Below are 24,494 nucleotides of genomic sequence, written 5' to 3' on the forward strand. Positions count from 1 at the left end.
TCTGAGAGGAGGAGACCCCGATGGGCTTCTCGAACCCGCGCACCCCCTGGTCGAAGCTGGCCCGCAGACTCGAAGGAAAGGACAGCGTCGACAAACCGGCTGTCGACAAGCAGCCTGTCGATAAGCACGCCGACGGCTCCGATGCGCCCGCATTCTCCCGCCCCGACCGCTACCAAGTCTCGGTCGGCCCCGGCGGTTCGGACGGACGCAGCCGCTATCAGGGACCGAAAGGCACCGGCGCCGGCCAGGGGCCCGGCAGCGGACCGCTGCTGCGCCGCAGCGGTGTGGACTGGGCTGAGCTGCACGTGCATTCCCAGTTCAGCTTCCTCGACGGAGCCTCCGATCCCGAAGAGCTCGTCGCCGCCGGAGCCGCCGCCGGGCTGAGTTCCTTGGCGCTGACCGACCACAACGGCCTCTACGGCGCCGTCCGCTTCTCCCAAGCCGCCGCCGAGGTGGGGCTGGACACCGTGTTCGGCTCCGAGCTGTCCGTGGGGCTGAAGGAGAAGATCCCCGGTCAGACCGATCCCGATGCCACCCACCTGCTTGTTCTCGCCCGCAGCGTCGAGGGCTATCACCAGCTCTCTCAGATCATCACCGCGGCGAACCTGCGCGGTGAGAAGAACCGCCCACTCTTCGACCTCGAAGAACTGGCGGCCGAGAACGGAGACTGGATGATCCTCACCGGCTGTCGCAAGGGCCCGCTGCGACGGGCGCTGGGCGATGACGACGGCGGGCTCGGTGCTCTGCGCGAACTCACTTCACTCTTCGGACCCGACCGGGTCGCCGTCGAACTCAGCCGGGACGGAACCCCGGACGACGATGAGCGGCTGCGCCACCTCGGCGATCTGGCTTCGCGGATGGGACTGCCGATCATGGCCAGCAACGCCGTCCACTTCGCCACCCGGGCCGGGTGGAAGTCGGCGCAGGTGAGGGCCTCGGTGCGATCACGATTGTCGCTGGACGAACTGGCAGGATGGCTGCCGGCGACGGCGAGCGCACGCATCCACACCGGTGAGGAGATGCTCGCACGGTTCCCTCGGCAGGCTGTGGACAATGCGGTGCGGATCGGTCGGGACTGTTCCTTCGTCCTCTCCTCGGCCCGTCCCGACCTGCCGAAGGCGCCGATGCCCGACGACGGTGACGGTGAGGCCTACCTGCGCGGACTCATCGCCGAACGCGGGCGGCACCGCTACGGTTCCAGAGCAGAGCATCCGCGGGCGTGGGAGCAACTGGACCGGGAGATGGACATGATCGCCCGGCTGGGCTTCTGCGGCTACTTCCTCATCGTCTTCGACATCACCGAGTTCTGCCGCAATATGGGCATCTTCTGCCAGGGTCGGGGTTCGGCGGCGAACTCCGCGGTCTGCTTCGTCCTGGGCATCACCGCCGTCGACGCCGTCAAGCACGGGCTGCTCTTCGACCGGTTCCTGTCCCCGGACCGCAAGGGGTACCCGGACATCGACATCGACATCGAATCCGGCCGCCGCGAAGAGGTCATCCAGTACGTCTACGACCACTTCGGCCGCGACCGGGCCGCCCAAGTCGCCAACGTCATCACCTACCGCGCGAAGTCGGCGATCCGGGACGCCGCATTCAGCCTCGGCTACGCTCCCGGACAGCAGGACGCGTTCTCGAAGTCGAGCAACCGGTGGTCGAGCCTGCCCGATGCCGAGGACTCACCGGTGCCCGCCCCGGTGCTCGAGGTCGCCGAGGATCTGCTCGGCTCACCGCGTCATCTTGGCATCCACTCCGGCGGGATGATCCTCGCCGACCGTGCCATCGGCGAAGTCGTGCCGATCGAAAAGGCGACGATGGGCCACCGCACCGTCGTCCAATGGGACAAGGACGACTGCGCGGCCATGGACCTGGTGAAGTTCGACCTGCTCGGCCTGGGCATGCTCACCGCCCTGCACGAGATGGTCGGGCTCGTCCACCGCCACACCGGGATCCTCATCGACCGCGCGGAGATCGATGACGACGACGAAGCCGTCTACGAGATGCTCTGCCGCGCCGATGCCGTCGGAGTCTTCCAAGTCGAATCCCGCGCCCAGCTGGCGACCCTGCCCCGACTGCGGCCGAAGAAGTTCTACGACCTGGCTGTCCAGGTCGCCCTCATCCGACCGGGACCGATCCAAGGCGGATCCGTCCACCCCTATATCCGCCGACGGCAGGGCCTCGATACGGTCGAATACCTCCATCCGCTGCTCGAGAAGTCCTTGTCCAAGACCTGCGGAGTCCCACTGTTCCAAGAGCAGCTGATGCAGATGGCCATCGATGTCGGCGGGTTCACCGGTGCCGATGCCGACCGGCTGCGCCAGGCCATGGGCTCACGCCGGTCGGAGAAGCGGATGGCCGAACTCGCCGAGAAGTTCCGCTCAGGTGCCGTGGAGCGCGGAGTGGATGAGGACACCGCCGAGACGATCTTCTCCACCATCGCCGCCTTCGCGAACTACGGGTTCCCCGAATCGCATGCCATCAGCTTCGCGAACCTCGTCTATCAGTCCGCCTGGTTCAAATACCACCACCACGCGGCCTTCACCGCCGGACTGCTGCGCAGCCAGCCGATGGGGTTCTACTCCCCGCAGTCGCTCATCGCCGACGCCCGCCGCCACGGGGTGCCGATCCTGCCCGTCGACATCCGCAGGTCGCAGGCGGCCACGGACCTCGAGCGGGTCGGGCCCGGGGAACCGGGACACAGCACCGCCTCGGCGGGGGAATTGGGGATCCGCTTGGGACTGGACACGGTCGCACATGTCGGCTCCTTCGCCGAGGTGATCGTGACCGAACGCGACAACGCGCCGTTCGCCTCGGTGGCGGATCTGGCCGAACGCACCGGAATCGGCAAACAGGCCCTGGAATCGCTGGCCACGGCCGGAGCACTGGCCGGATTCGACCTCGACCGCCGGCAGGCGCTGTGGCTGGCCGGGGGAGTCGCCGGAGCCCATCCGGGGCTGCTGCCGGGGACGGCGAGCGTGGACTCGGCCCCGACCCTGCCGGCCATGGACGCCTTCGACATCACCCTGGCCGAGCTCTTCTCCACCGGAATCACCGTCGACGGCTATCCCACGCAGATGATGCGTGAGCAGCTGAACGCGCGCGGGTACTCCTCGACCGCGGATGCCGCACGTGCCGGGGACGGGACCCGGATGACGGTGGCCGCGATCGTCACGCACCGGCAGCGCCCGGCCACCGCCTCGGGGATCACCTTCATCAACCTCGAGGACGAATTCGGAATGCTCAATGTCGTAGCCACGGCCGGACTGATGAAACGCTTCCGCACGGTCGCGACCTCCCGCAACGCCCTCGTCGTCACCGGGCTCATCCAACGTGGGGGAGACGTGGTCAGCCTCTACGCGCACAAGCTCATCCCCCTCGACGTGCAGCTGCCGACGAAGGCACGGAACTTCCGGTGACCCGTGGAAGCGACGATGACCTGCTGGACGTCTTGTGACGAAAGATGACAGACGATGACATCAACATGACACACAGGCGGACGCGGGAGGCGGAAGTCGATGACAGTAGACACATCACACCGACTCCATCAGCCGGCACCACCGCTGCACCCACCGAGGAGACACCATGAGCCAGTCATTCGACACCCGCCAGATCCACGCAGGACAGACCCCCGACCCGGTCACCGGTTCGCGCGCCCTGCCCATCCACCAGACCACCTCGTTCGTCTTCGACAGCAACGAGACCGCGGCCAACCGCTTCGCTCTGTCCGAACTCGGGCCCATCTACACCCGCATCACGAACCCGACCACCGAGGTCGTGGAGAACCGCATCGCCGACCTCGAAGGCGGAGTCCACGCCGTGCTCACCGCTTCGGGACAGTCCGCGGCGCTGCTGGCGATCACGAACATCGCCGGCGCCGGTGACCATATCGTCGCCAGCTCCAGCCTCTACGGCGGAACCCAGAACCTGTTCAATGTCACCCTGCGCAAGCTCGGTATCGACACCACCTTCGTCGACGTCGATGACCTCGATGAATGGAAGAACGCGGTGCAGGACAACACGAAGCTGTTCTTCGCCGAGGTCGTGTCCAACCCCCGCTCCGACGTCCTCGACATCACCGCCGTCGCGGACATCGCCCATGCCGCCGGTGTGCCGCTGTTCACCGACAACACCCTGGCCAGCCCCTACCTGGTGCGTCCGATCGAGCACGGCGCCGACGTCGTCATCCACTCGGCCACGAAGTACCTCGGCGGCCACGGCACCTCGATCGCCGGAGTCCTCGTCGACAGCGGAAACTTCGACTACGGCGCACAGCCGGAGAAGTTCCCCGGCTTCAACGAACCCGATGAGTCCTACAACGGTCTCGTCTACGCCCGCGACCTCGGCGCCGACGGCGTCCTCGGAGCGAATGTGGCCTTCGGACTCAAGGCCCGCGTGCAGGGTCTGCGCGACCTCGGACCGGCAGCCAGCCCGTTCAACGCCTTCCTCATCGCCCAGGGACTGGAGACGCTGAGCCTGCGCATCGCCCGCCACGTCGAGAACGCGGAGAAGGTCGCCGCCTACCTCGAAGGCCACGAACAGGTCACCCGCGTCGCCTACGCCGGACTCGCCTCGAGCCCGTGGAACGACAAGGCGAAGAAGTACCTGCCGAACGGTGTCGGTTCGGTGCTGGCCTTCGACATCGCCGGCGGCTACGACGCGGCAGTCGCCTTCGTCGACGCCCTCGAACTGCACTCGCACGTGGCCAATATCGGCGACGTCCGCTCGCTCGTCATCCACCCGGCCTCGACCACCCACTCGCAGCTCGACGAAGCGGCCCAGGAAGCAGCCGGAGTCAACCCGGCCCTGGTGCGTCTGTCCGTGGGACTCGAAGGCATCGACGACATCATCGGCGACCTCGACAAGGGCTTCGCAGCGGCAGCGGCGAAGGCGTCGGCCGCGGCCTGAGATGACCACCCAGAGCACCTCCGTCGAACGGATCCTGGGCTTCGGCACGGACTCGGGGCACACATTCGGCACGGTCGAGATCGCCTATGAGACCTTCGGCACCCTCAACGCCCAGCGATCCAATGCGATCCTCATCGAGCACGCTCTGACCGGCGACACCCGCGTCACCGAATGGTGGGCGGGTGTCGTGGGGCCCGGAGAAGCCGTGGATACGAACAAGTACTTCGTGGTGTGCGCGAATTCGCTCGGGGGCTGCTCGGGCACGACCGGGCCGCAGTCGCCCTACGGTGACGGTCTGGCCTACGGCTCGCGGTTTCCCACGGTGTCGATCCGGGACATGGCACGCCTGGAACACAACCTCGCCCAGATCCTCGGCATCGATTCCTGGGTCGCCGTCATCGGCGGATCCATGGGAGGTGCGCGGGCCCTGGAATTCGCTCTGCTGGACGCTCGGAAGGTCCGCAAATGTGCGGTCATCGCCGCACCGGCCTTCTGCGAAGCCGACCAGATCGCCTGGGCGATGATGCAGGAACGCGCGATCGAACTCGACGCCGACTATTATTCCGGAGACTATTCGGCCGTCGGCAGCTTCCCCGGCCAGGGCCTCGGCCTGGCCCGACAGATCGCGCATCTGACGTACCGCAATGATGCCGACCTCAACGAACGCTTCTCCCGTCGGATGCGTTCGGAGGACTACTACGAGGTGACCTCGTATCTGGACCACCAGGCGAAGAAGCTCACCGCCCGGTTCGACCCGCACAGCTACCTCGTGCTCACCCGGGCCCTGCGCGATCATGATGTGCGCCGAGGTCGCTCCTCCGATCTCAGAACCGCATTGGCCGACGCCTGCACGGACAACCTCGTCGTCTCCGTGTCCTCGGACCGGCTGTTCCCGCCCGAGCAGGTGGGAATCCTCGCCGAGGCGCTGCCGGGCAGAGTCCGACACGACATCATCGACTCCCCGGTCGGCCACGACGGGTTCCTCACCGAGACCGTGAAGATCTCCGCGGTGCTCGCCGACTTCCTCGCCGCCTGAGCTCGATCGGAACGCCGAAGCGCGCCGAGTCACCGAGCACCGGAAGACCCCCGCAGACCGTTCGCTGCGGGGGTCTTCCGGTGTGCCTGCTTCAGGCCGCGGTCACTTCGCGCCGGCCTTCGCCTTCTTCTTCGCGGCCTTGCGCAGCTGCTTCTCGTCGACCGGGAAGTCCTGGCGGGCGCGTGCCCGTCGGTAGTAGTCAGCGGCCTCGGCTTGTCGTTCGGCCTCGACGCCGGTGGAGATCGTGGCCCGGCGGTGGATGTCCGAGTAGCCGAATGCCTCGACGAGGTCGAGGGCATTGGCCGCGAGCTTCGCGCACAGACGGTTGAGCGTCTCGTTGATCTGGCGTGCACGCGACATCGGCAGACGACCGTACATGAGGTGCCAGGCCATGTGCTTCTCGATGAGTCCGAGACCGTAGGTATCACGCAGCCGACGGAAGACCTTGGCCTGATCGGCCTGGGTCTGCTCCTTCATCTTCTCGTCCAGGGCCTTCCACTTCTCGAGTTCGACATAGGCGCGTGCCATCTCGATGAGTTCGTGCTGGTGGACGTTGAACAGATCGGCTGCCTGAGCGGCCGGCATCTTCGTCGCCGGGCGCAGAGCCTGAGCGACACCGGCGACCATGACCTCGAGACGAGTCTCGAGCAGGGTGCGCTGCAGTCGACCGGACCGGATCCGCTTGTCGCCGAGGTTCGGGGTCAGCACATCAGAGATCGCCCGCCCCGCATTGGCCAGACCCGTGCGGTAGAGAGTGTGCTCGGCGGCCTGAGTGCCGATATAGCGGGCGGCACCGCCGACGTCGAGATGCGCGAATTCCTTCGCATAGTCGCCGAGGAGGCGCTTGGCCGCGAGCTGCAGCAGCACCGTGTTGTCGCCTTCGAAGGTGACGTAGACGTCGAGGTCGGCGCGCAGTCCCACGAGCCGGTTCTCTGCCATGAATCCGGCACCGCCGCAGGCTTCGCGGCATTCCTGGATGACGTCGAGAGCCATCCACGTCGAATCGGCCTTGAACGCCGCCGCCCGAGTCTCGAGCAGCGCTCGGTTCTCCTCGGAGTCATCGGCACCGGAGAAGACCTCTTCGAACGATGTCAGCAGCTTCTCGTGCGCAAACGTCGAAGCATAGACCGCGGCCAGGGCCGGCATCAGACGACGCTGATGCTGTCCATAGTCGAGCAGCGTGGTCTCGGCGAAGTCGTCACCTGCCGTGAACTGCTTGCGCTCGAGGCCGTAGCGCACTGCGATGTCGAGCGCGAGCTTGGACGCGACGACCGAGGCTCCGTCGAGGGACACACGGCCCTGGACCAGGGTGCCGAGCATCGTGAAGAAGCGGCGTCCCGGCGACTCGATGGGGGAGGAGTACGTACCGTCTGCGGTGACGTTCCCATAGCGGTTGAGCAGATTGGTGCGCGGGATCCGCACCGAGTCGAAGGCGATGCGACCGTTGTCGACGCCCTTGAGTCCGCCCTTGTATCCGTCGTCTTCGATCGAGATTCCCGGCATCGGCTCACCGGCCTCGTCGCGGATGGGTACGAAGAAGGCGTGCACTCCGTGGTTGACGCCCTGGGTGACGAGCTGGGCGAAGACGACGGCGGCTCGGGCGTCGCGGGCGGCGTTGCCGATGTACTCCTTCGTCGCGGCGCGGAAGGGAGTGACGATGACGAACTCTTCGGTCGCGTCATCGTAGGTGGCGGTGGTCGCCACGTTCGCGACATCGGAGCCGTGTCCGATCTCCGTCATCGCGAACGAACCCAACAGCCGTCCTTCCTGAGCGTCGAGCAGCCACTTCTTCTGCTGCTCGGCGTCGCCGAGGTGGAGGATCGCGCCGCCGAAGAGCCCGAACTGGACGCCCGCCTTGATCTGCAGGCTGGGGTTGGCCGTGACGGTCTCCTCGAACCCGGCGACATTCGTGGCGTGTTCGTTCTTCCCTCCCATCTCTGGGGCCAGGCCGGTCAGCGGCAGTCCGGTCGCCGCCATCATTGCGACCCCGTCGAGGGTCTTCGCCCGTGCGGTTTCGAGATCATCGGCCGGGTCATCGTGCGTCGACGGCTCCTCGGCGAGTGTCCGCCCGCGACGGCGAGCCTCTGCCCAGTGTCCGTCCAGGAAGTCGTTGATGGCGTGCGGGTCAAGAGACAGCTTCATAGTTCTACTCCTCGTTGTTCGGGCAGGGTTGCCCAGAGCCAGTGAGTGATCGTGGTGGCGAATTCCTCGGGTCGTTCCGGTCGGGACAGCCAGGTCTCGGTGGCGGCACGGACGAACCCGATCGCCCCGGCCGACCACAGTTGAGCCTGCTCGCCGTCGAGGTCGAGACGTTCGGCCAGCAGTGCGGCGATCGAATTGAAGAAACCGCCGGTCTCCTCGGGCGCGAACCGGTTGACCGCGGTGTCGCAGAAGCGATAGACGTTCGGCGAGTTCGCGGCGAGGGTGACGAAGGCCCGGATCATCGCGGCCAAGGACTCCTCCCCGTCGGGGGCGCCGTTGACCTTCCCCGAGGCGGCCGCGGCGTCATCGAGAGACCGGACGATGACGCCCATCGCCCATTCGCCCATGGCCGCTTGGAGGCCCGCCCGGTCGGTGAAGTACCGATAGAGCACTGACTTCGTCGTGCCCGAAGCCTCCGATATCTGATCCATCGACATGTCATCGCCGTGTTCGTCGACGACGAGTCGCACGGCCCGCAGAAGTTCGCGACGACGCTCGTCGCGGTGCTTCTGCCACCTCGTCGAGCGACCGTCTGTGATCGATTTCATGTAACAGACAGTATCAGGTACTGTCGGTACCAGCTAAATCAACCACTCGGAGGTGCACATGTCCGCTCCCACCACCCGCGCCGTCATCCTCGGCGGCAACCGAATTCCCTTCGCCCGCTCGAACAAGCAGTACGCGAAGGCCACCAACCTCGATATGCTCACCTCGGCCATCGACGGGCTCGTCGCCCGCTTCGGACTGGCCGGCGAGAACATCGGCGAAGTCGCCGGTGGCGCTGTCCTCAAGCATTCGAAGGACTTCAATCTCACCCGCGAGGCCGTGCTCGGCTCCGCACTGGCGCCGACGACCCCCGCCTTCGATCTCGGTCAGGCCTGCGCCACCGGCCTGGAGGCCGTGGTCAGCCTGAACAACAAGATCAACGCCGGACAGATCGACTCCGGAATCGCCTCGGGCGTGGATTCGACGTCCGACGCTCCGATCGTCATCAACGATTCGATGCGCGAGGTCCTCCTCGAGCTCACCCGCGCGAAGACGATGGTGCAGAAGGCGAAGATCGCCTCCCAGATCCGCCCCGCCTACCTCGCACCGCAGGCCCCGAGCACGGGTGAACCGCGCACCGGTCTGAGTATGGGTGAGCACCAGGCGATCACCACCGCCGCCTGGGGGATCACCCGTCAGGCCCAGGACGAGCTCGCCGCCGCCTCGCACCAGAACCTCGCCGCGGCATGGGAGTCGGGATTCTTCGACGATCTCACCACCCCGTACCTCGGGGTCAGCCGGGACACCAACATGCGTGCCGACTCGACCGCGGAATCCCTCGCGAAGCTCAGCCCCGTCTTCGGAAGGAGGCTGTCCGCCGAGGCGACCATGACCGCCGGCAATTCGACTCCGCTCACCGACGGCGCCTCCTCGGTGCTGCTGGGCAGCGAGGAGTGGGCGGCCGACCACGGATTCACCCCGCTGGCACGCCTCGTCGACGCCGAAGCCGCGGCCGTGGACTTCGTCGACGGGGCCGAGGGCCTGCTCATGGCTCCGGCCTATGCGGTCCCACGTCTGCTGGCCCGCAACGGTCTGACCTTCGACGACTTCGACGTCTTCGAGATCCATGAAGCCTTCGCCTCGACCGTGCTCTCGCACCTCGCGGCCTGGGAGTCCGAGGAATTCTGCAAGGACAAGGTCGGACTCGACGCGGCTCTGGGCACCATCGACCGCGACAAGCTCAACCCGCTGGGTTCGAGCCTCGCGGCCGGTCACCCCTTCGCCGCCACCGGCGGACGCATCATCGCCACCACCGCCAAGTACCTGAAGACCACCGGGAAGAAACGTTCCCTGGTCTCGATCTGCGCTGCAGGCGGCCAGGGACTCACCGCGATCGTGGAGGCAGCATGAAAGACACCTATCTCTCCCTCGTCAACGGACCGCTGAAGCAGGTCGCGAAGACCCTCGGTCTGCCTCAGCCGGTCGAACTCAACCGCTTCGGATCCACCCCGGCCTCGTATGAGAGCAAGCCGGTCCTCGTCCTCGGCACGGGTCCCGGGGCCCAGGGCCTGGCCGATCTGCTTCTCGAGAACGGGCTCGAAGTCCGTCGCAACGCTCAGACGGGTGAGAAGCTGCGGGCGATCATCGCCGTCCTCGACGATGCGCAGTCCCCGGCAGAGCTCTCGCCCATCGTCCTCGAGATCGGCGCCGCCCTCCGATCGCTGACGACCTGCGGTCGCGTGATCACGATTTCGACGGCACCGGATGCCGCGAACCAGACACCGGAGCAGGCCGCCGCCACTCAGGGCATCACCGGTTTCACCCGGTCGGTCGCCCACGAGATGCGGGCCGGCGCCACCGCCAACGGCATCCTCCTCGACGGAGTCGACCTCACCGCGCCGTCGGTGGCCGCGGCCCTGTGGTTCCTGCTGTCAGGAAAATCCGCTTATGTCTCCGGCCAGTTCCTCACGGTGTCCTCGGACGCCGGGCAGCGCCTGAGTCTGGACGAGTTCATGTCCACCGGTGACGCCGGGCCGCTGGCCGGTCGCACCGCCGTGGTCACCGGCGCCGCCCGCGGAATCGGGGCTGCGATCGCCGAGAACCTCGCCCGTGACGGCGCTTATGTCATCGGTGTGGACATGCCGCAGGCCGGTCAGGCGCTGGCACAGGTGATGAACAGGATCGGCGGGAAGTCGCTGCAGCTCGACATCACCGCGGCCGACGCTCCGGACAAGATCACCGAGGCGCTCGGAGCCCCCGTGGACATCCTCGTCCACAATGCCGGGATCACCCGCGACAAGATGCTGGCGAACATGGACGCCGCCAAATGGGATTCGGTCATCGCCGTCAATATCGCCGCGCAGACGATGATCAATGCCCGCCTGGCGGAGAAGGGCCTCTTCGCCGAAGGCGCCCAAGTCGTCTCCCTGGCCTCGACCTCGGGAATCGCCGGCAACCGCGGACAGACGAACTACGCGACCTCGAAGGCCGGAGTCATCGGACTCACAGCTGCCTCGGCGGAGGACTTCGCGGCTCGTGGGGGAGCGATCAACGCGGTCGCACCCGGCTTCATCGAAACGGATATGACCGCGAAGATGCCGCCGTTGACCCGTCAGGTCGCGCGCCGACTCTCGAGCCTGCAGCAGGGCGGCCAGCCGATCGACGTCGCCGAAGCCATCGGCTTCCTCGCATCAAGCGGTGCCCGCGGAATCAACGGGCAGACCCTGCGCGTGTGCGGTCAGAACATGGTGGGTGCATGATGGCGGATTCGATGCTTCCCGTCTACGCCCGGGCCCTGCTCAAGACCCTCCCGGTGGGACCGCGCACCAGCCCGGAGCTGCCGGACCATGCGATCGATCGCAGCATTCCGCTCGAACCGGTCGCCTATGCGGGCTTCGCCCATGTCGTCGGCCAACGTCTGGACGATATCGTCCACCCCGGCTACCTGCACATCCTCGGCTTCCCGCTGAGCATGCAGCTGCTGGCCGACCCCGAGGTCCCGCTGCCGATGATGGGGATGGTCCACATCCACAACCGCGTGGACATGCATTCGCAGGCCCGCCTCGGCGAGGTCGTCGACTTCCACCTCGAACTCGCCGGGCCCTTCGAGCACACGAAGGGTACGACGATCGAGATTCGACTCGAGGCGAAGGTCGACGGGCGTCCCGTGATGGAGGAGGTCTCGACGTACCTGGCCAAGGGGCGCAAGCTGTCCGGAGCGAAGCCGAAGGCACAGGTGCCGCACCTCGAGTTCGCGGCACCACAGCCGAGTGCTGTGTGGCGTCTGGATCCGATCATCGGTCAGCGCTATGCGAAAGTCTCCGGCGACTACAACCCGATCCACCTCAACGGACTCGCCGCGAAGGGATTCGGGTTCCCCCGGCAGATCGCCCACGGGATGTACAGCGCCTCTCGGGCGTTCTCGGCAATGGATCCCCGACTCGAGTCCTACCGGTGGGACGTGTCGTTCGCGAAGCCGATTCTGCTGCCCGGCACGGTCGGCTATGCGCTGACCGAAGGACGGCGTCACGAGGCCGCGCAGTCGGCCGTCTTCGACCTGAAGTCAGGCAAACCACACGTGCTCTCGCAGGTGGCACACCTCGAACGATGAGCAGAAAAGTAAAGTGCGTCACAAAAGCCGATTTCGATTTTGCGACACCGTTTCGCGCATGTAGAGTTATCTCTGTTGCCAGCGCGAGTGGCGGAATTGGTAGACGCGCTAGCTTGAGGTGCTAGTGCCCAACTTATCGGGCGTGGGGGTTCAAGTCCCCCTTCGCGCACAACGAGGAGATGGCCTCCGGATTTCGATCTGGAGGTCATTTTCGTCCCGGGGGTCATAGGGGCTTCCGCGGGTTCAAAGTTCATACGCACTGATCTAGATCACCACGTATGAACTTCTGACCCGCTGATACCCACCATTTGGACAGTGAGCCACACCCGCCGGTGGGATACGGTGGTAGCTGTCAGGCCGATCACAGCACTGCCGCGTGATCCACCCACCACCGAGGGGAGCCCCCGTGTTTGATTTCAGCGCCGCTGAGGACGAAGTCACCGAACTGTGCCGTCAGCTCATCCGCATCGACACCCAGAACTGGGGCGGGAACAGAGCCAACCCGGAGCTTCCGGCGGCCGAACTCATCGCCTCCTGGCTCGCCGAGGCCGACCTGAAGTCCGAGATCGTCGAATCCTCTCCGGGGAGGGCCAACCTCGTCGCCCGCGTCAGAGGCTCCGATCCGGAGGCACCGGCCCTCGTCGTCCACGGCCACACCGACGTCGTTCCGGCCGCAGCCGAGGACTGGAGCGTCGACCCCTTCGCAGGTGTCGTCAAAGACGGCCTGCTGTGGGGCCGCGGCGCGGTGGACATGAAGAACATGGACGCGATGATCGTCGCCTCCATCCGCGCCATGCTGCGCCAGGGGCTCACGCCTCGCCGCGACCTCATCATCGCCTTCTTCGCCGACGAAGAGGCCGGAGGCAACTTCGGCGCCCGCCATATGGTGCGCAATCGTCCCGACCTCTTCTCCGGAGCCACCGAGGCGATCTCGGAAGTCGGCGGCTACTCCGTCGACATCCGCGGACAGCGCGTCTACCTCATCCAGACCGCGGAGAAGGGCCTGGCCTGGCTCAACCTCGTCGCCCACGGCACCGCCGGACACGGATCTCAGCGCAATGACGACAACCCCGTCACGCGTCTCGCGGCCGCGATCGCGCGCATCGGCCGCCATCCATGGCCGCAGGAGATCCCCTCGGCCACACGCAAGCTCCTCGAAGGCGTCTCCGAGATGACGGGAATCGAGTTCCGGGCAGAGACGATCCCACAGCTGCTCGCCGAACTCGGTTCGGTCGAGAAGTTCGTGGCACCGACCCTGCAGAACACATCGAACCCGTCATTCCTCGAAGCCGGTTACAAGCACAATGTCATCCCCGGCACCGCGACCGCCTACGTCGACTGTCGCACACTGCCCGGCCAGCACGAGGACGTCATGCTCACGATCAAGGAGCTCGCGGGGGAGGGCATCGATATCAGCGCCGAAGACGAGGGCGAGGCACTCGAGTCCCCTTTCGACACCCCGCTGGTCGCGCAGATGCAGAAGAGCCTGCTTGCCGACGACCCGAGCGCGAACGTTCTGCCCTACACACTCTCCGGCGGTACGGACAACAAGTCGATGGCCGAACTCGGCATCACCGGCTACGGCTTCGCCCCGCTCCAGCTCACCGGCGACCTCGACTTCCCGGCCATGTTCCACGGAGTCGACGAGAGAGTGCCGATCTCGGCACTCAGGTTCGGGGCGCGGGTTCTCGGGGACTTCCTGATGAGGGCATAGCAGTCACGACGATCCCGATGAGCACTCCGACAGCGCTGAGCACCGTGGTCGCAGTGACCACGGAGCCCGGGATCGGCAGCAGCACATCGAGTGCCAGCGCCCCCACGAGGTTGCCGAAGAGGGCGAACAGGCTGAGCAGCAGCACGCCCAGCCTCGCCACGGTCACCGTGGTCAGGGCGATGAAGACCACGCCGAAGGCCCCGCCGAGGAGGATCCACCACTGATCGGGTGCGGTCGGGAAGCCCTGCCACGGAACACCCGAGACGAGCAGGGCGGCCGTGCCGATGATGAGCGCCGCGAAACCGACCGTGAAGTTCACCGTCGTCGCGACCACCGCCGATTCGGTGGCGGCTCGGATATGGCCGTTGAATGCCTGCTGCACACTCGTCAGTGCTCCGGAGACGAACGGAAGCAGTGGAGCCCACAGCGGAATCCCCGACTGCAGGCGATCACCGGCGGCGTAGGCCAGGGAGGCGAGCACGATGAGCACACCGATGATGCGCAGCGCGTTGAGGCGCTGTCGGCCTCCCGGCGGCAGCTCGGTGGAGTCGACGATGAGTCCACCGGTGACCTGACCGGAGACGAATGCCATCGTGAACATCGCTACGCCCATCAGGGGAATCGTCGTGGCCTGGGCGATGACGACGAGCCCGCCGCTCAAGCCCCCGAGGAGCATCCACCAGGGCAGCCTGCGTTCGCGCAGCAGAGCGAACAGACGTCGGGAGGCGGCTCGGGATCGAGTCGAGACGATGAGGGCGATGCCGACGCAGAGAAGCCCGACGAGGAACGAGATGAGCGCGGCGAAGACGGCGTGGCCGAGCACCTGCCCGAGCAGACCGTTCGCGCGTCCCTGCAGAGACATCGCCGCTCCCGCGACGATCGTGACGAGCCCAGCGGTGACGACGGGGACGAGCGAGGACGATCTCAAGCGATCAGCTGCTCAACGTCAGCGGCATGATCTTCCGGCGCAGCCATACGGTGCGGACTCCGCCGACCGAGATTCGGGTGCGGGCGAGTTCCCACTGCCCGTATTCCGCCTGGTCGTTGAGTTCCTGCAGGCTGACCGACCGCGGCACATCCTTGGAGAACGAGACCTTCCGGAACTCGTAGGTCATACGTGGACGCTGACGTTTCATAGCCTCACCCTAGACGATCTGGGCTAATCTTGACGGTATGCCCGTCATCGTTCTGCTGCGGCACGGCCTCTCCAGCGCCAATGTCTCCGGAATCCTGGCCGGACGCGCCCCCGGCGTGTCCCTCACCGACGAGGGGGTCCGCGCGCTGCGAGCCAACCTGCAGCTGCTGCCGCACCGGCACTTCGCCCACCTGCTGCATTCGCCGCTGCAGCGCTGCGAACAGACCGCGACGATCGCGACAGAGGCGGCCGAATTCGAGCACATCGACGTCGATGAGGACATCATCGAACTCGACTACGGCGAATGGACGGGACGAGCGCTCACAGAACTGGGGGAGGAGCCCCTGTGGAAGACCGTGGTGAAGTCGGCATCGCAGGCCCGGTTCCCCGGAGGGGAATCCATCGCCGAGGCGGCCGATCGTTCCACGGCCCGTGTCCGAGAGCTCGTGGCTCAGCTGCGAGAGGAGGAGCATGCCGATGCTGAGGGCGGGGCCGCCGCGGGATCCGGGACCGACGCTGGGAAGCCGGTCCCGCCTCGGTGGGCGATGGTCGTCTCCCACGGGGACATCATCAAAGCGATCATCGCCGATGCGCTGGGAATGCCGCTCGATGACTTCCAGCGTCTGAGCGTCGCCCCCGGATCGTTCACGGTCATCGATCACTCCGGTGCCGAACCGGTGCTCGCGGCGATGTCGGTGACCGCCGCCGGACTCGCACAGTCGGCCGCCGTCGGCGGGGGCGGAATGCGCTGATCCCGGCACTCGTGAGCGAATGCCGGGATCAGGATGTCGGTGTGCGCAGTTGCGTCGACTCAGACGGCGGCGAGGACTCCCGTGCCGAGCAGGATGTAGAGGACGATGCCCACGGCCACGCGGTACCAGACGAAGACGGCGAAGGACTTCGTCTGCACGTATCTGAGGAACCAGTGGATGACGACGAGGCCGAGAGCGAACGAGATGATCGTGGCGAGGATCGTCGGCCCCCAGCCGAGCACCATGTCCTCGCTGCGACCGAGGGTCTGCGCCACGCCGTAGAGGCCCGAACCGACGACTGCGGGAATGGCCAGCAGGAACGAGTAGCGGGCCGCGGAAGGTCGGTCGAAGCCCATGAAACGGCCGGCCATGATCGTGCCGCCCGACCGTGACACGCCGGGGATGACGGCCAGTGCCTGAGCGAAGCCGAACAGGATGCCCTGACCCCACTTCATGTCCTCGAGTGTGCGTTCGCGTTTCCCGGCCCAGTCGGCGACGCCGATGATGAGGCCGAAGACGATGAGCATGGTGGCGGTGATCCACAGGCTGCGCAGTGCGCCTTCGATGTAGTCCTGGAAGAGCAGACCGATGATGACGATGGGGATCGAACCGATGATGATGAGCCAGCCCAGGCGCACCTCGGGATCCTTGCGGTCATGCTTGCCGACGAGTGCCTTGCACCATTTCGAGATGATCGTGACGATATCGCGCCAGAAGTAGACGACGACGGCCGCCTCGGTGCCGATCTGGATGATGGCGGTGAAGAACGCACCGGGGTCGTCGCCGGGCAGCATGAGTTCGCCGACGATGCGCACATGCGCCGAAGACGAGATCGGGAGGAACTCGGTGAGTGCCTGCACGATTCCGAGCACAGCAGCGACCAGCCAGTCGTACATACGACTCCTTGAGAATATGAGGTGGGAACGAAACCACGGTAGTCGCCGCATCGGGTAACCTCAAGAAGCATGAAGCACCAACGACTCGGCACCACCGGTTTGGAAGTCAGCGACGTGGGTCTCGGGACCTTCGAGTGGGGGCATCGGGTCGATGACCAGGTCGCTCAGCGCCTCGTCGATGAGTTCGAAGACGCAGGTGGCAACCTCATCGAGCTGCCCAGTTCGGCCACGATCGCCGCTGAGGTGCTCGGGCAGCTGAGACTTCCCGGAGAGATTCTGCTGCTGGCCCGAGTGGGCGTGTCCATGAGTGAGCCCGACCACATCGAGGTCGGATTGGGGCGCTCCAGAATCCTCAGCCAGGTCGATTCCCTGCTGCGCACGGTGGGACGCGATCACCTCGACGTACTGGTCCTCGATGTCTTCGATTCCGAGGTCGACCGCGTCGAGACCGCTTCGGCGGTCAAGACACTGCTCACTCTGGGAAAGATCCGCTACGTCGGCGTGTCCCACCACACCGGATGGCAGCTGGCGGAGATGCGCGGAGCCGGGGTCCCGGTCGCCTGTGCCGTCGCCGAATACTCCCTGCTCAACCGCGAAGCCGAGGCAGAGCTCATCCCCGCTGCCGACTATGCCGGAGTCTCACTCATCGCCGGAGCAGGACTGGGCCGCGGTGTGCTCACCGACAAATACCGCAACGCCACCCCGCAGGATTCGCGACTGGCGGGGGAGCTGAGCGAATACGCCGGTGCCTACCTCGACGACCGGTCGAACCGGGTGCTCGCCGGCGTCCGCCGTGCAGCGACCGCTCTGGGCGTGTCGACGACGGATATCGCACTGGCCTTCAATCGGCAGCACGGAATCGCCAGCACTCTGGTCTCGCCCCGAACCCCGGCGCAGCTGGCGGAGGTCACCGGCAGCGATGTCGAACTGGCGCGGGAGATCGCCGAGGTGCTCGATCAGATCTCCTGGGGTCCGTCGGCCTAGAGCGGAGTGGCGCTGAGAGCGCAGTGGCGCCGAGTACGCAGTGACGCTGAGCGCGAACGAGTCGTTCAGTCGTCCTCGTCATCGTCGTCGAGGACGAACTCGTCATCGTCCTTGGCATCCTCGACATCATCGAAGAGCTCGAACGGGGTGACTTCGTCGAACGCTGTGTAGATCGCGTCTTCGTAGATTTCGAAGGCATCGGCCAAAGCCATATAAGCGGCTTCGACTCGGGGGTCTTGGTCACCGTTGCGGTGTGCGGATGCAGCGTAGTGCTCTCTCACTGCTTCGAGGAATGCGTCCAGGGCCTCACGAGGATCTGTGCTCATGACTCAAATGTATCCCAGGCCGGACCGACATGTAAGTCTTTGAACTAGGCTGAAGACATGGCAGCTCTGTACGACTACCCCACACCCGATCGTTTCGTCGTCGGCACGATCGGACTTCCCGGCGAGAGGACGTTCCTCCTCCAAGCGAAGTCCGGCAATGCGCTCACGACCGTGGTCGTCGAGAAGGAGCAGGTCGAGATCCTCTCCGACCGGATCACAGAACTGCTCGACATGGTCATGATCAAGGACCCCGCCGCCCGGGTGCCGCAGACGGCACTCGACGATCTCATCGACAATGCCGGGCTCAACGTTCCCATCGAACCGGAGTTCCGCGTCGGCACGATGAGCCTGGGCTGGGACACCGTCAAGCATGAGCTCGTCATCGAGTGCTTCGAACTCACCGAGGCGGACGCCCAGGCGGGAACCTCCGCCGACCCCGATGACGACGAAGTCGAACGCGAAGTCCTGCGCATCGTCCTCGACGCCGCAGCCGCACGGGAGTTCGCCCGCCGCGGCGAACAGGTCGTCAGCGCCGGACGCGGTGACTGCCCGTTCTGCTCCCTCCCGCTCGAACCCGACGGTCACCTGTGCCCCCGTGCCAACGGGATCCCGCGCGCCTGATCAGTGATGGATCACGGGATGCTCCTCGACGCTTTGGAAGCGGGGGACTGGACGGAGATGGGTTCGATCCCGCGCGCCAGCAACGACACCCGACTGCTCGTGCTCGACCATGAGGGCCGGGCGATCAAGGCCGTGTACAAGCCGATCTCGGGCGAACGCCCGCTCATCGACTTCCCGTTGGAGACACTGGCCCTGCGCGAAGTCGCGGCCTACCGTCTGTCTGCGGCACTCGATCTGGGAGTGGTCCCGCCGACGGTGCTGCGAGACGATCTGCCCGCCGGCCGCGGATCGCTGCAGGCCTATGTCGAAGCCTCCGACGATGACGAAGCCGTGACCCTGTCGGCGGTCGACGCGATTCCCGTCGATCACACGCCGATCTTCGCTCTGCGCACCGAAGACGGTCGTGATCTCGTACTCTCCCATGCGGTCGATGAGGGTCTGCGGGCCGTGGCCTTCTTCGACCTGCTCGCCAACAACGCCGATCGCAAAGCCGGTCATGTCATCTCCGGCTGCTGCCTGCCGAGCACGGCCGCGGCCGATAAAGGCGTCTTCGGCATCGACAACGGTCTGACCTTCCACGATGAGGAGAAGCTGCGGACCGTGCTGTGGGGTTTCTCTCGCGCCTCGTTCCATGCCGAAGAGATCGATGCGCTCGAGGAGGTCGCCGCCATGGACGAGGCACTGCGGGCACAGCTGAGCGACTGTCTGTCGGCAGACGAGCTGCAGGCGCTGAGACACCGGGCGAACCGGCTTCTCGCCGCCGAGTTCTTCCCCGAAGCATCTGCCGATCGGACCGTCATTCCCTGGCCGCCGATCTGAAACGCGGATCACTTCGCGTCGGAAGTGCCGAACGTCGACCTCTCGGTTAGGCTGGTTGCCGTGAAGTCATGGCCCGAACCTCAACTGCCCCGTCTGACCAGCACCGGCAAGGTGCCCACGGTCTTCGACACGAGCACCCGCAGCCCGCGCCGACTGCGCGGATCCGAGCAGACCGCTCGTCTCTATGTCTGCGGGATCACCCCGTACGATGCGACGCATCTCGGTCATGCCGCCACCTATGTGGCCTTCGACCTGCTCAACCGGATCTGGCGGGATGCCGGGCTGGAGGTCGTCTACGCACAGAACACCACTGATGTCGACGACCCGCTGCTGGAGAGGGCCGACGCTACGGGAGTCGACTGGCGCGAACTCGCCTCCTCCCAGATCCAGCTCTTCCGCGAAGACATGGACGCCCTGCGGGTCATCCCGCCGGACAGCTTCATCGGCGTCGTCGAATCGGTCGACGAGATCGCCGCCGGCGTCCGCGATCTCGTGGACAAGGGGGCCGCCTACACACTCGACAACGGTGACGTCTACTACCGAGTGTCGACCCAGATCACTCCGCCCTTCGGCACCGTCAGCCACGATGATGCCGAAACCATGGCCGCACTCTCGGCCGAACGCGGCGGAGATCCGGAGACCCCGGGCAAGGAGAACCCCATCGACCCGCTGCTGTGGCGAGCCGAACGCGAAGGCGAACCCTCCTGGGACGGAGGATCCCTGGGGCGGGGGCGCCCGGGTTGGCACGTCGAATGCACCGTCATCGCCGATAAGTACGTCGGATTCCCCGTCGACGTGCAGGGAGGCGGCAGCGACCTCATCTTCCCGCACCATGAGATGAGCGCCGCGCATGCCGCAGCCTGGCGGGACACGCCGATGGCGAAGACCTACATGCACACCGGGATGGTCGGCCTCGACGGCGAGAAGATGAGCAAGTCCAAGGGCAATCTCGTCCTCGTCTCGAAGCTGCGTGAGCGCGGAGTCGACCCCATGGTCATCCGCACTGTGATCCTGTCCAACCACTACCGCAGCGACTGGAGCTTCACAGAGGAGCAGCTCTCCATCGCAGATGCGCGCCTCCAAGCCTGGATGCATGCCGCCAAGTGCGAGTCAGAATGTCGTGAAGGACTGCGTGAGCACATCATCGGCCTGCTGCGCGAAGCACTCACCGATGACCTCGACAGCCCGCGTGCCCTGGGGATCCTCGACGAATGGGCCGAACACTATGCGGACTCCGAGCCGTCGGAGACTGCGGCTCTCAGCGGCGACCGAGTCGCCGATGCCGTCGACGCCCTGCTGGGCATCCGCCTCCTCGACTGACATCGATCGGCGCTCACTGTCTGAGCGCCGGATGCCCGTGGTTCACTTATCGCGGCCGCGTTTGCGCAGATAGCGTTCGAACTCGGCCGCGATGGCGTCTCCGCTGGCTTCGGGCAGCTCCGTCGAATCGTTCTGTCGTTCCAGCGTCTTGACGAGTTCGACGAGTCGCGGGTTGAGGGAGACGAGCTCATCGGCGCCGAGTTCCCACGCCCGGCTCTCCTCTTCGAGCACGTGGATGTCGATTTCGATCCCGGCATAGCGTTCGACTGCCTTCGCCAGTGCGAGCTCCGCCTTCGGCGACGGTGATTCGGCCAGGTAGTCCGGCACGCCCACCCACAGATTGATCGCCCGGACTCCGCGCCATCGGCAGGCGACCCCGAGGAGCCCGAGAATGCCGATGGGCCCCTCATAGCCGTTGGCGTCGATGCCGAGTCCGGAGGCGAGCTCCTTGTCCTCCGTATTGGCCACCACCGGCAGCGGACGCGTATGCGGGACCTCCGCGTGGAGCCCGCCGAGGAGGACGACCGTATCGTCATCGCCGACGTGAGCGAGGACGAGGGAGAGGAACTCCCGCCATTTCAGACCCGGTTCGTGACCGTGGATGACCGTGATCGGCTGCTCGCCGAGGCGGCCCCGATGAACCGCGACGCCCGGCCAGGCGATCGACGCCGTTCCGTCCTCGTCGCGGATGATCTCGGGTTCGGAGAAACGGAATTCGTAGAACCCATCGGTGTCGAGGATCTCGGAGTCGTCCAGCTGCCAGACCTCGATGAGATCCTTGACCAGCGAACTCGCCGCTTCGGAAGCATCGGCATCCTGACCTTCGAAGGCGATGAAGACGAGTGCCCCGGACCCGGATGGAAGAATACTCATGGTCCCAGACTACGCTGGGCGTATGACGAACCATGCATCAGCCGACCCTGCCGCCGTCCTGTGGGATATGGACGGAACCCTGGTCGACACCGAACCGTATTGGATCCGCGCCGAGACCGAACTGATGAATGCCCATGGGCTGCCGTGGTCGGAGGAACAGGGACTCGACTTCGTCGGCAACGAGCTGATCGTCTCCGCCCGGATGATGCGGCAGGCCGGACTCGACCTGCCGGCCGAAGAGATCGTCGAGACGCTGATGGGCAAGGTCATCGCCCAGATCCGCGAGACCGTGCCGTTCCGCCCCGGTGCCCTCGAGCTGCTGGCCGAACTCAAGGCCGAGGGCATTCCGAACGTCATGGTCACGATGTCCTACCGCCCCTTGGCCGAGGCCGTCATCGCCAACTGCCCGCCGAACAGCTTCTCCGGGCTCGTCTCCGGAGATGAGGTCTCCGCAGGAAAACCGGATCCCGAACCCTATCTGCGCGGGGCGGCCCTGCTCGGCCTCGACCCGGGCGAGTGCGTGGCCTTGGAGGATTCGAAGCCGGGCTTGGCCAGTGCCGAGGCGGCCGGAACCATCGCGATCGGCGTGCCCCACTTCGTCGATCTCGAGCCCCGTCCGGGCCGCATCCTCTGGGACAGCCTCGAAGGCCGCGGTGTCGCCGACCTGCGACGCCTCCGTGCCGCACAGAGCGCCTGAGGACTACGCCCCGACGATCTTCGTGATCTCCGGAGTCGGGGGAGGGGTGTTGCCCCAGGCCGGGCACAGCGGTTTGAAGGTGCACCAATTGCACAGCGGCGACTTCTTCGGCCGCCACCGATCCGACTCCGCTGAGGCGATGATGTCCTTCCAGATCGCATCGATTTCGAACTGCGTCTGTTCGACCTCAGCCATCGTCGGATGGGACTTCAGCACGCTGCGCGAACCCAGGTACATCAGCTGCAGAGTGTGGACGAGTTCACCGGAGAGTCGATAGACGACGAGAGCGTAGAAGCCCATCTGGAACTTCGCCTCCCGCCCGTACTGCGGCTTCGGCTGCTTGCCCGTCTTGTAGTCGACGAGCCGCCGCTCGCCGCCAGGGGCGACATCGACCCGGTCGATGAACCCGCGCAGCTCGAGTCCGTTGTCGAGCTTCGTGCGGACGAACTTCTCCGTCTCCTCCGGTTCGAGATGCTCCGGATACTCGAGAACGAAATAGGAATCGATCAGCCGACGTGCCGATGTGAAGAACGTCTCCTTCTCCGATTCGTCCACGAAGATCTCGAGCACATCGGGGTCTTTCTCGACGAGCTCCTCCCACGCCGGCATGAGCATCGTCTGCGCCAGTTCGGCCGTGCGCTCGACCGCCGGTGCGGTGAACAGCTTCTCGAGCACCGAATGGACCACCGTGCCGCGGAATGCCGCCTGAGAAGGCGGCTCCGGCAGCTTGTCGATGCTGCGGAAGCGGAACTTCAGAGGGCATTGGATGAAGTCGTTGGCCCGGGAGGGCGAGAGACTGGTGAGCTCGGCCATAACTCCACTGTAACGACCTGCACGGACACGACGTGGCGACCAGCGGTCGGTGCCTCGTCGCTGTTAGGCTGAGTAATCGACCCTCTGTGGTCCGCTGACCACGACATCGACCGGAGGAATCCCTTCAATGGCCGCGAAAAACCACCACCCCGGTGCGTCATCGGGTCTGCGCCTGGGCACCGTCCTCGGCGCGCCGGTGATTCTGGCATGGTCGTGGTTCCTCGCCGCCATCGTGATCACCATCCTCTTCACCCCGTGGCTCAACCAGGTCCGTCCCGATCTGGGCATCGGGGCATGGTTCGTGGCCTTCGCCTACGCCGTGCTCCTCTTCGCCTCCGTGTTCCTCCACGAGCTCGCGCACGGAGTGGCCGGCCAGTTCTACGGCCAGAAGGTCGCTGCGATCGAACTCAATATCTGGGGCGGGTTCACCCGGTTCGAACCGCAGATGGACAATCCGCGCGACAAAGCGGCGATGACGAGCTTCGTCATCTCCATCGTCGGCCCCATCGTCAACATCGTTCTGGCTCTGCTGGGATGGTGGTGCCTCAGCGCCGCCAGCCCCACCTCGGTGCCTTGGCTGCTGCTCATCGCCGTCACCTTCGCCAACGTCGCCCTCGGCGCCATCAACCTGCTGCCGGGCATCCCGCTCGACGGCGGCTGGGCGCTGCAGGCGATCATGTGGCGCATCACCGGTTCGCAGTTCCTGGGCACGATCGTGGCCAGCTGGGTCGGACGCATCATCGCCATCGGGTTCATCGGCTGGTCGGTCATCACACCGCTGCTGGCCGGGGAACGACCCGCCCCGCTGACCGTGGCCTGGATGTCGCTCATCGCTATCATGCTGTGGTTCTCCGCCGGAGACGCCGCGACCCACGCCAAACGGGCCCGGAAGATGGAGACCTACGACCTGTCCCAGGTCATCCAACCGGCGATCGCCGCCACCTGGGACGCCGACCTGGCCGACACCCTCGACTATGCGAACACGCTCGGGAACGCGAAGGAACGCACTCTCATCGTCGTCCTCGACCAGAAGGGGCTGCCGTACGGTCTCGTCGACCGGCATGCGGCAGCCGGTCGCCTCGCCGAGACCCTCGAGGCCGTTCCCGCCGGAGAGGTCGCCCGCCCACTGGCCGGGTGGATCGGAGTGCCCAAGGACATCACGGCCCCGCACCTGCTCGAATCGCTCACCCACCGCCCCAAGGCACAGTTCAGCCTGGTCATGGACGGCAACACCCTCGTCGGAGTCATCGACCTGCAGGAGTTCTTCGACGAACTTCTCGCAGCCTGAGCCGGTTGTGTGAGGCAATC

22 protein-coding genes and 1 tRNA gene are annotated in these 24,494 nt (G+C 65.9%); 15 read left to right on the forward strand and 8 right to left on the reverse strand.

Annotated features, from left to right (window positions below; translation table 11 throughout):
- Positions 1 to 20: 20 nt before the first annotated feature.
- From GUY37_RS08975 to metX, 3 genes are all read left to right on the forward strand, one after another.
- Positions 21 to 3,413, forward strand: a complete 3,393-nt coding sequence (locus GUY37_RS08975; RefSeq protein ID WP_166824712.1) for an error-prone DNA polymerase — start codon at positions 21 to 23, stop codon at positions 3,411 to 3,413.
- A 166-nt stretch (positions 3,414 to 3,579) separates the two neighbouring features.
- The gene (locus GUY37_RS08980) at positions 3,580 to 4,902 is read left to right on the forward strand and encodes an O-acetylhomoserine aminocarboxypropyltransferase/cysteine synthase family protein (protein ID WP_152346414.1); all 1,323 of its coding nucleotides are present in this window, start codon (positions 3,580 to 3,582) and stop codon (positions 4,900 to 4,902) included.
- Between the two features lies 1 nt (position 4,903).
- Positions 4,904 to 5,938 (forward strand): homoserine O-acetyltransferase MetX, encoded by a 1,035-nt coding sequence (metX, locus tag GUY37_RS08985; RefSeq protein ID WP_166824715.1) that lies wholly within the window; start codon positions 4,904 to 4,906, stop codon positions 5,936 to 5,938.
- Between the two features lie 102 nt (positions 5,939 to 6,040).
- Here the strand turns inward: metX and GUY37_RS08990 are convergent, their stop codons facing one another.
- Positions 6,041 to 8,080, reverse strand: a complete 2,040-nt coding sequence (locus tag GUY37_RS08990) for an acyl-CoA dehydrogenase family protein (protein WP_166824718.1) — start codon at positions 8,078 to 8,080, stop codon at positions 6,041 to 6,043.
- Complete coding sequence (locus tag GUY37_RS08995) at positions 8,077 to 8,688, reverse strand: TetR/AcrR family transcriptional regulator (RefSeq protein WP_152346417.1); 612 nt, start codon at positions 8,686 to 8,688, stop codon at positions 8,077 to 8,079. The genes GUY37_RS08990 and GUY37_RS08995 overlap by 4 nt, the downstream gene beginning before the upstream one ends.
- 58 nt (positions 8,689 to 8,746) lie before the next feature.
- Here GUY37_RS08995 and GUY37_RS09000 point away from each other — a divergent pair, with 58 nt between their 5' ends.
- From GUY37_RS09000 to GUY37_RS09020, 5 genes are all read left to right on the forward strand, one after another.
- Positions 8,747 to 10,036 (forward strand): acetyl-CoA C-acetyltransferase, encoded by a 1,290-nt coding sequence (locus tag GUY37_RS09000; protein WP_166824721.1) that lies wholly within the window; start codon positions 8,747 to 8,749, stop codon positions 10,034 to 10,036.
- Entirely contained in the window at positions 10,033 to 11,385 is a 1,353-nt protein-coding gene (locus GUY37_RS09005) for a 3-oxoacyl-ACP reductase (protein ID WP_166824724.1), read from the forward strand. The genes GUY37_RS09000 and GUY37_RS09005 overlap by 4 nt, the downstream gene beginning before the upstream one ends.
- Positions 11,382 to 12,236: a MaoC family dehydratase gene (locus tag GUY37_RS09010; protein WP_152346420.1), complete on the forward strand. Its 855-nt coding sequence runs from the start codon at positions 11,382 to 11,384 to the stop codon at positions 12,234 to 12,236. The genes GUY37_RS09005 and GUY37_RS09010 overlap by 4 nt, the downstream gene beginning before the upstream one ends.
- Before the next feature lie 81 nt (positions 12,237 to 12,317).
- A tRNA-Leu gene (locus GUY37_RS09015) sits at positions 12,318 to 12,405 on the forward strand.
- Positions 12,406 to 12,642: 237 nt separating this feature from the next.
- Positions 12,643 to 13,950, forward strand: a complete 1,308-nt coding sequence (locus tag GUY37_RS09020) for a M20/M25/M40 family metallo-hydrolase (protein ID WP_166824727.1) — start codon at positions 12,643 to 12,645, stop codon at positions 13,948 to 13,950.
- On the opposite strand, the gene GUY37_RS09025 is transcribed toward GUY37_RS09020, so the two are convergent.
- A complete protein-coding gene (locus GUY37_RS09025; RefSeq protein ID WP_166824730.1) occupies positions 13,904 to 14,878 on the reverse strand; it encodes a DMT family transporter in 975 nt (324 codons plus the stop codon). The two genes, GUY37_RS09020 and GUY37_RS09025, sit on opposite strands and share 47 nt — an antisense overlap.
- A 4-nt stretch (positions 14,879 to 14,882) precedes the next feature.
- Positions 14,883 to 15,065 (reverse strand): DUF5703 family protein, encoded by a 183-nt coding sequence (locus GUY37_RS09030; RefSeq protein WP_152346423.1) that lies wholly within the window; start codon positions 15,063 to 15,065, stop codon positions 14,883 to 14,885.
- A 58-nt stretch (positions 15,066 to 15,123) separates the two neighbouring features.
- Between GUY37_RS09030 and GUY37_RS09035 the strand changes: the two genes are divergently transcribed.
- The gene (locus tag GUY37_RS09035; RefSeq protein WP_166824732.1) at positions 15,124 to 15,837 is read left to right on the forward strand and encodes a histidine phosphatase family protein; all 714 of its coding nucleotides are present in this window, start codon (positions 15,124 to 15,126) and stop codon (positions 15,835 to 15,837) included.
- A 59-nt stretch (positions 15,838 to 15,896) separates the two neighbouring features.
- On the opposite strand, the gene GUY37_RS09040 is transcribed toward GUY37_RS09035, so the two are convergent.
- On the reverse strand, positions 15,897 to 16,733 hold the full coding sequence (locus tag GUY37_RS09040) for an undecaprenyl-diphosphate phosphatase (RefSeq protein ID WP_166824735.1): 837 nt from the start codon (positions 16,731 to 16,733) through the stop codon (positions 15,897 to 15,899).
- Positions 16,734 to 16,802: 69 nt separating this feature from the next.
- On the opposite strand from GUY37_RS09040, the gene GUY37_RS09045 reads away from it, so the two are divergent.
- On the forward strand, positions 16,803 to 17,717 hold the full coding sequence (locus GUY37_RS09045; protein WP_166824738.1) for an aldo/keto reductase: 915 nt from the start codon (positions 16,803 to 16,805) through the stop codon (positions 17,715 to 17,717).
- Positions 17,718 to 17,782: 65 nt separating this feature from the next.
- Here GUY37_RS09045 and GUY37_RS09050 read toward each other — a convergent pair whose 3' ends face one another.
- Positions 17,783 to 18,043, reverse strand: a complete 261-nt coding sequence (locus tag GUY37_RS09050) for a hypothetical protein (RefSeq protein WP_152346427.1) — start codon at positions 18,041 to 18,043, stop codon at positions 17,783 to 17,785.
- Between the two features lie 57 nt (positions 18,044 to 18,100).
- Here GUY37_RS09050 and GUY37_RS09055 point away from each other — a divergent pair, with 57 nt between their 5' ends.
- Genes GUY37_RS09055 through mshC form a run of 3 tightly spaced genes read left to right on the forward strand, consistent with a single transcriptional unit; the run spans position 18,101 to position 20,803 of the window.
- The gene (locus GUY37_RS09055) at positions 18,101 to 18,664 is read left to right on the forward strand and encodes a DUF3090 family protein (protein ID WP_208094813.1); all 564 of its coding nucleotides are present in this window, start codon (positions 18,101 to 18,103) and stop codon (positions 18,662 to 18,664) included.
- Between the two features lie 18 nt (positions 18,665 to 18,682).
- Complete coding sequence (locus tag GUY37_RS09060; protein ID WP_228278449.1) at positions 18,683 to 19,483, forward strand: SCO1664 family protein; 801 nt, start codon at positions 18,683 to 18,685, stop codon at positions 19,481 to 19,483.
- Positions 19,484 to 19,543: 60 nt separating this feature from the next.
- Positions 19,544 to 20,803, forward strand: a complete 1,260-nt coding sequence (mshC, locus tag GUY37_RS09065; protein WP_166824744.1) for a cysteine--1-D-myo-inosityl 2-amino-2-deoxy-alpha-D-glucopyranoside ligase — start codon at positions 19,544 to 19,546, stop codon at positions 20,801 to 20,803.
- Positions 20,804 to 20,845: 42 nt separating this feature from the next.
- On the opposite strand, the gene GUY37_RS09070 is transcribed toward mshC, so the two are convergent.
- Entirely contained in the window at positions 20,846 to 21,676 is an 831-nt protein-coding gene (locus GUY37_RS09070; protein WP_166824747.1) for a proteasome assembly chaperone family protein, read from the reverse strand.
- Between the two features lie 22 nt (positions 21,677 to 21,698).
- Here GUY37_RS09070 and GUY37_RS09075 point away from each other — a divergent pair, with 22 nt between their 5' ends.
- Complete coding sequence (locus tag GUY37_RS09075; protein WP_166824750.1) at positions 21,699 to 22,373, forward strand: HAD family hydrolase; 675 nt, start codon at positions 21,699 to 21,701, stop codon at positions 22,371 to 22,373.
- A 3-nt stretch (positions 22,374 to 22,376) separates the two neighbouring features.
- Here GUY37_RS09075 and GUY37_RS09080 read toward each other — a convergent pair whose 3' ends face one another.
- Positions 22,377 to 23,186: a RecB family exonuclease gene (locus GUY37_RS09080; protein WP_152346433.1), complete on the reverse strand. Its 810-nt coding sequence runs from the start codon at positions 23,184 to 23,186 to the stop codon at positions 22,377 to 22,379.
- Positions 23,187 to 23,313: 127 nt separating this feature from the next.
- Here GUY37_RS09080 and GUY37_RS09085 point away from each other — a divergent pair, with 127 nt between their 5' ends.
- Positions 23,314 to 24,474: a site-2 protease family protein gene (locus GUY37_RS09085; protein ID WP_166824753.1), complete on the forward strand. Its 1,161-nt coding sequence runs from the start codon at positions 23,314 to 23,316 to the stop codon at positions 24,472 to 24,474.
- The last annotated feature ends 20 nt before the right edge of the window (positions 24,475 to 24,494 follow it).

It is taken from the genome of Brevibacterium limosum, assembly GCF_011617705.1.
Lineage (GTDB): Bacteria > Actinomycetota > Actinomycetes > Actinomycetales > Brevibacteriaceae > Brevibacterium > Brevibacterium limosum.

Coding starts and splice junctions, on each gene's coding strand:
- GUY37_RS09010 (WP_152346420.1), top strand. CDS start 11,382: ATGATGGCGGATTCGATGCTTCCCGTCTACGCCCGGGCCCTGCTCAAG.
- GUY37_RS09085 (WP_166824753.1), top strand. CDS start 23,314: ATGGCCGCGAAAAACCACCACCCCGGTGCGTCATCGGGTCTGCGCCTG.
- GUY37_RS09040 (WP_166824735.1), bottom strand. CDS start 16,733: ATGTACGACTGGCTGGTCGCTGCTGTGCTCGGAATCGTGCAGGCACTC.
- metX (WP_166824715.1), top strand. CDS start 4,904: ATGACCACCCAGAGCACCTCCGTCGAACGGATCCTGGGCTTCGGCACG.
- GUY37_RS09060 (WP_228278449.1), top strand. CDS start 18,683: ATGCTCCTCGACGCTTTGGAAGCGGGGGACTGGACGGAGATGGGTTCG.
- GUY37_RS09055 (WP_208094813.1), top strand. CDS start 18,101: ATGGCAGCTCTGTACGACTACCCCACACCCGATCGTTTCGTCGTCGGC.
- GUY37_RS09000 (WP_166824721.1), top strand. CDS start 8,747: ATGTCCGCTCCCACCACCCGCGCCGTCATCCTCGGCGGCAACCGAATT.
- GUY37_RS08975 (WP_166824712.1), top strand. CDS start 21: ATGGGCTTCTCGAACCCGCGCACCCCCTGGTCGAAGCTGGCCCGCAGA.
- GUY37_RS09050 (WP_152346427.1), bottom strand. CDS start 18,043: ATGAGCACAGATCCTCGTGAGGCCCTGGACGCATTCCTCGAAGCAGTG.
- GUY37_RS09075 (WP_166824750.1), top strand. CDS start 21,699: ATGACGAACCATGCATCAGCCGACCCTGCCGCCGTCCTGTGGGATATG.
- GUY37_RS09045 (WP_166824738.1), top strand. CDS start 16,803: ATGAAGCACCAACGACTCGGCACCACCGGTTTGGAAGTCAGCGACGTG.
- GUY37_RS08990 (WP_166824718.1), bottom strand. CDS start 8,080: ATGAAGCTGTCTCTTGACCCGCACGCCATCAACGACTTCCTGGACGGA.
- GUY37_RS08995 (WP_152346417.1), bottom strand. CDS start 8,688: ATGAAATCGATCACAGACGGTCGCTCGACGAGGTGGCAGAAGCACCGC.
- GUY37_RS09070 (WP_166824747.1), bottom strand. CDS start 21,676: ATGAGTATTCTTCCATCCGGGTCCGGGGCACTCGTCTTCATCGCCTTC.
- GUY37_RS09080 (WP_152346433.1), bottom strand. CDS start 23,186: ATGGCCGAGCTCACCAGTCTCTCGCCCTCCCGGGCCAACGACTTCATC.
- GUY37_RS08980 (WP_152346414.1), top strand. CDS start 3,580: ATGAGCCAGTCATTCGACACCCGCCAGATCCACGCAGGACAGACCCCC.
- GUY37_RS09005 (WP_166824724.1), top strand. CDS start 10,033: ATGAAAGACACCTATCTCTCCCTCGTCAACGGACCGCTGAAGCAGGTC.
- GUY37_RS09030 (WP_152346423.1), bottom strand. CDS start 15,065: ATGACCTACGAGTTCCGGAAGGTCTCGTTCTCCAAGGATGTGCCGCGG.
- GUY37_RS09035 (WP_166824732.1), top strand. CDS start 15,124: ATGCCCGTCATCGTTCTGCTGCGGCACGGCCTCTCCAGCGCCAATGTC.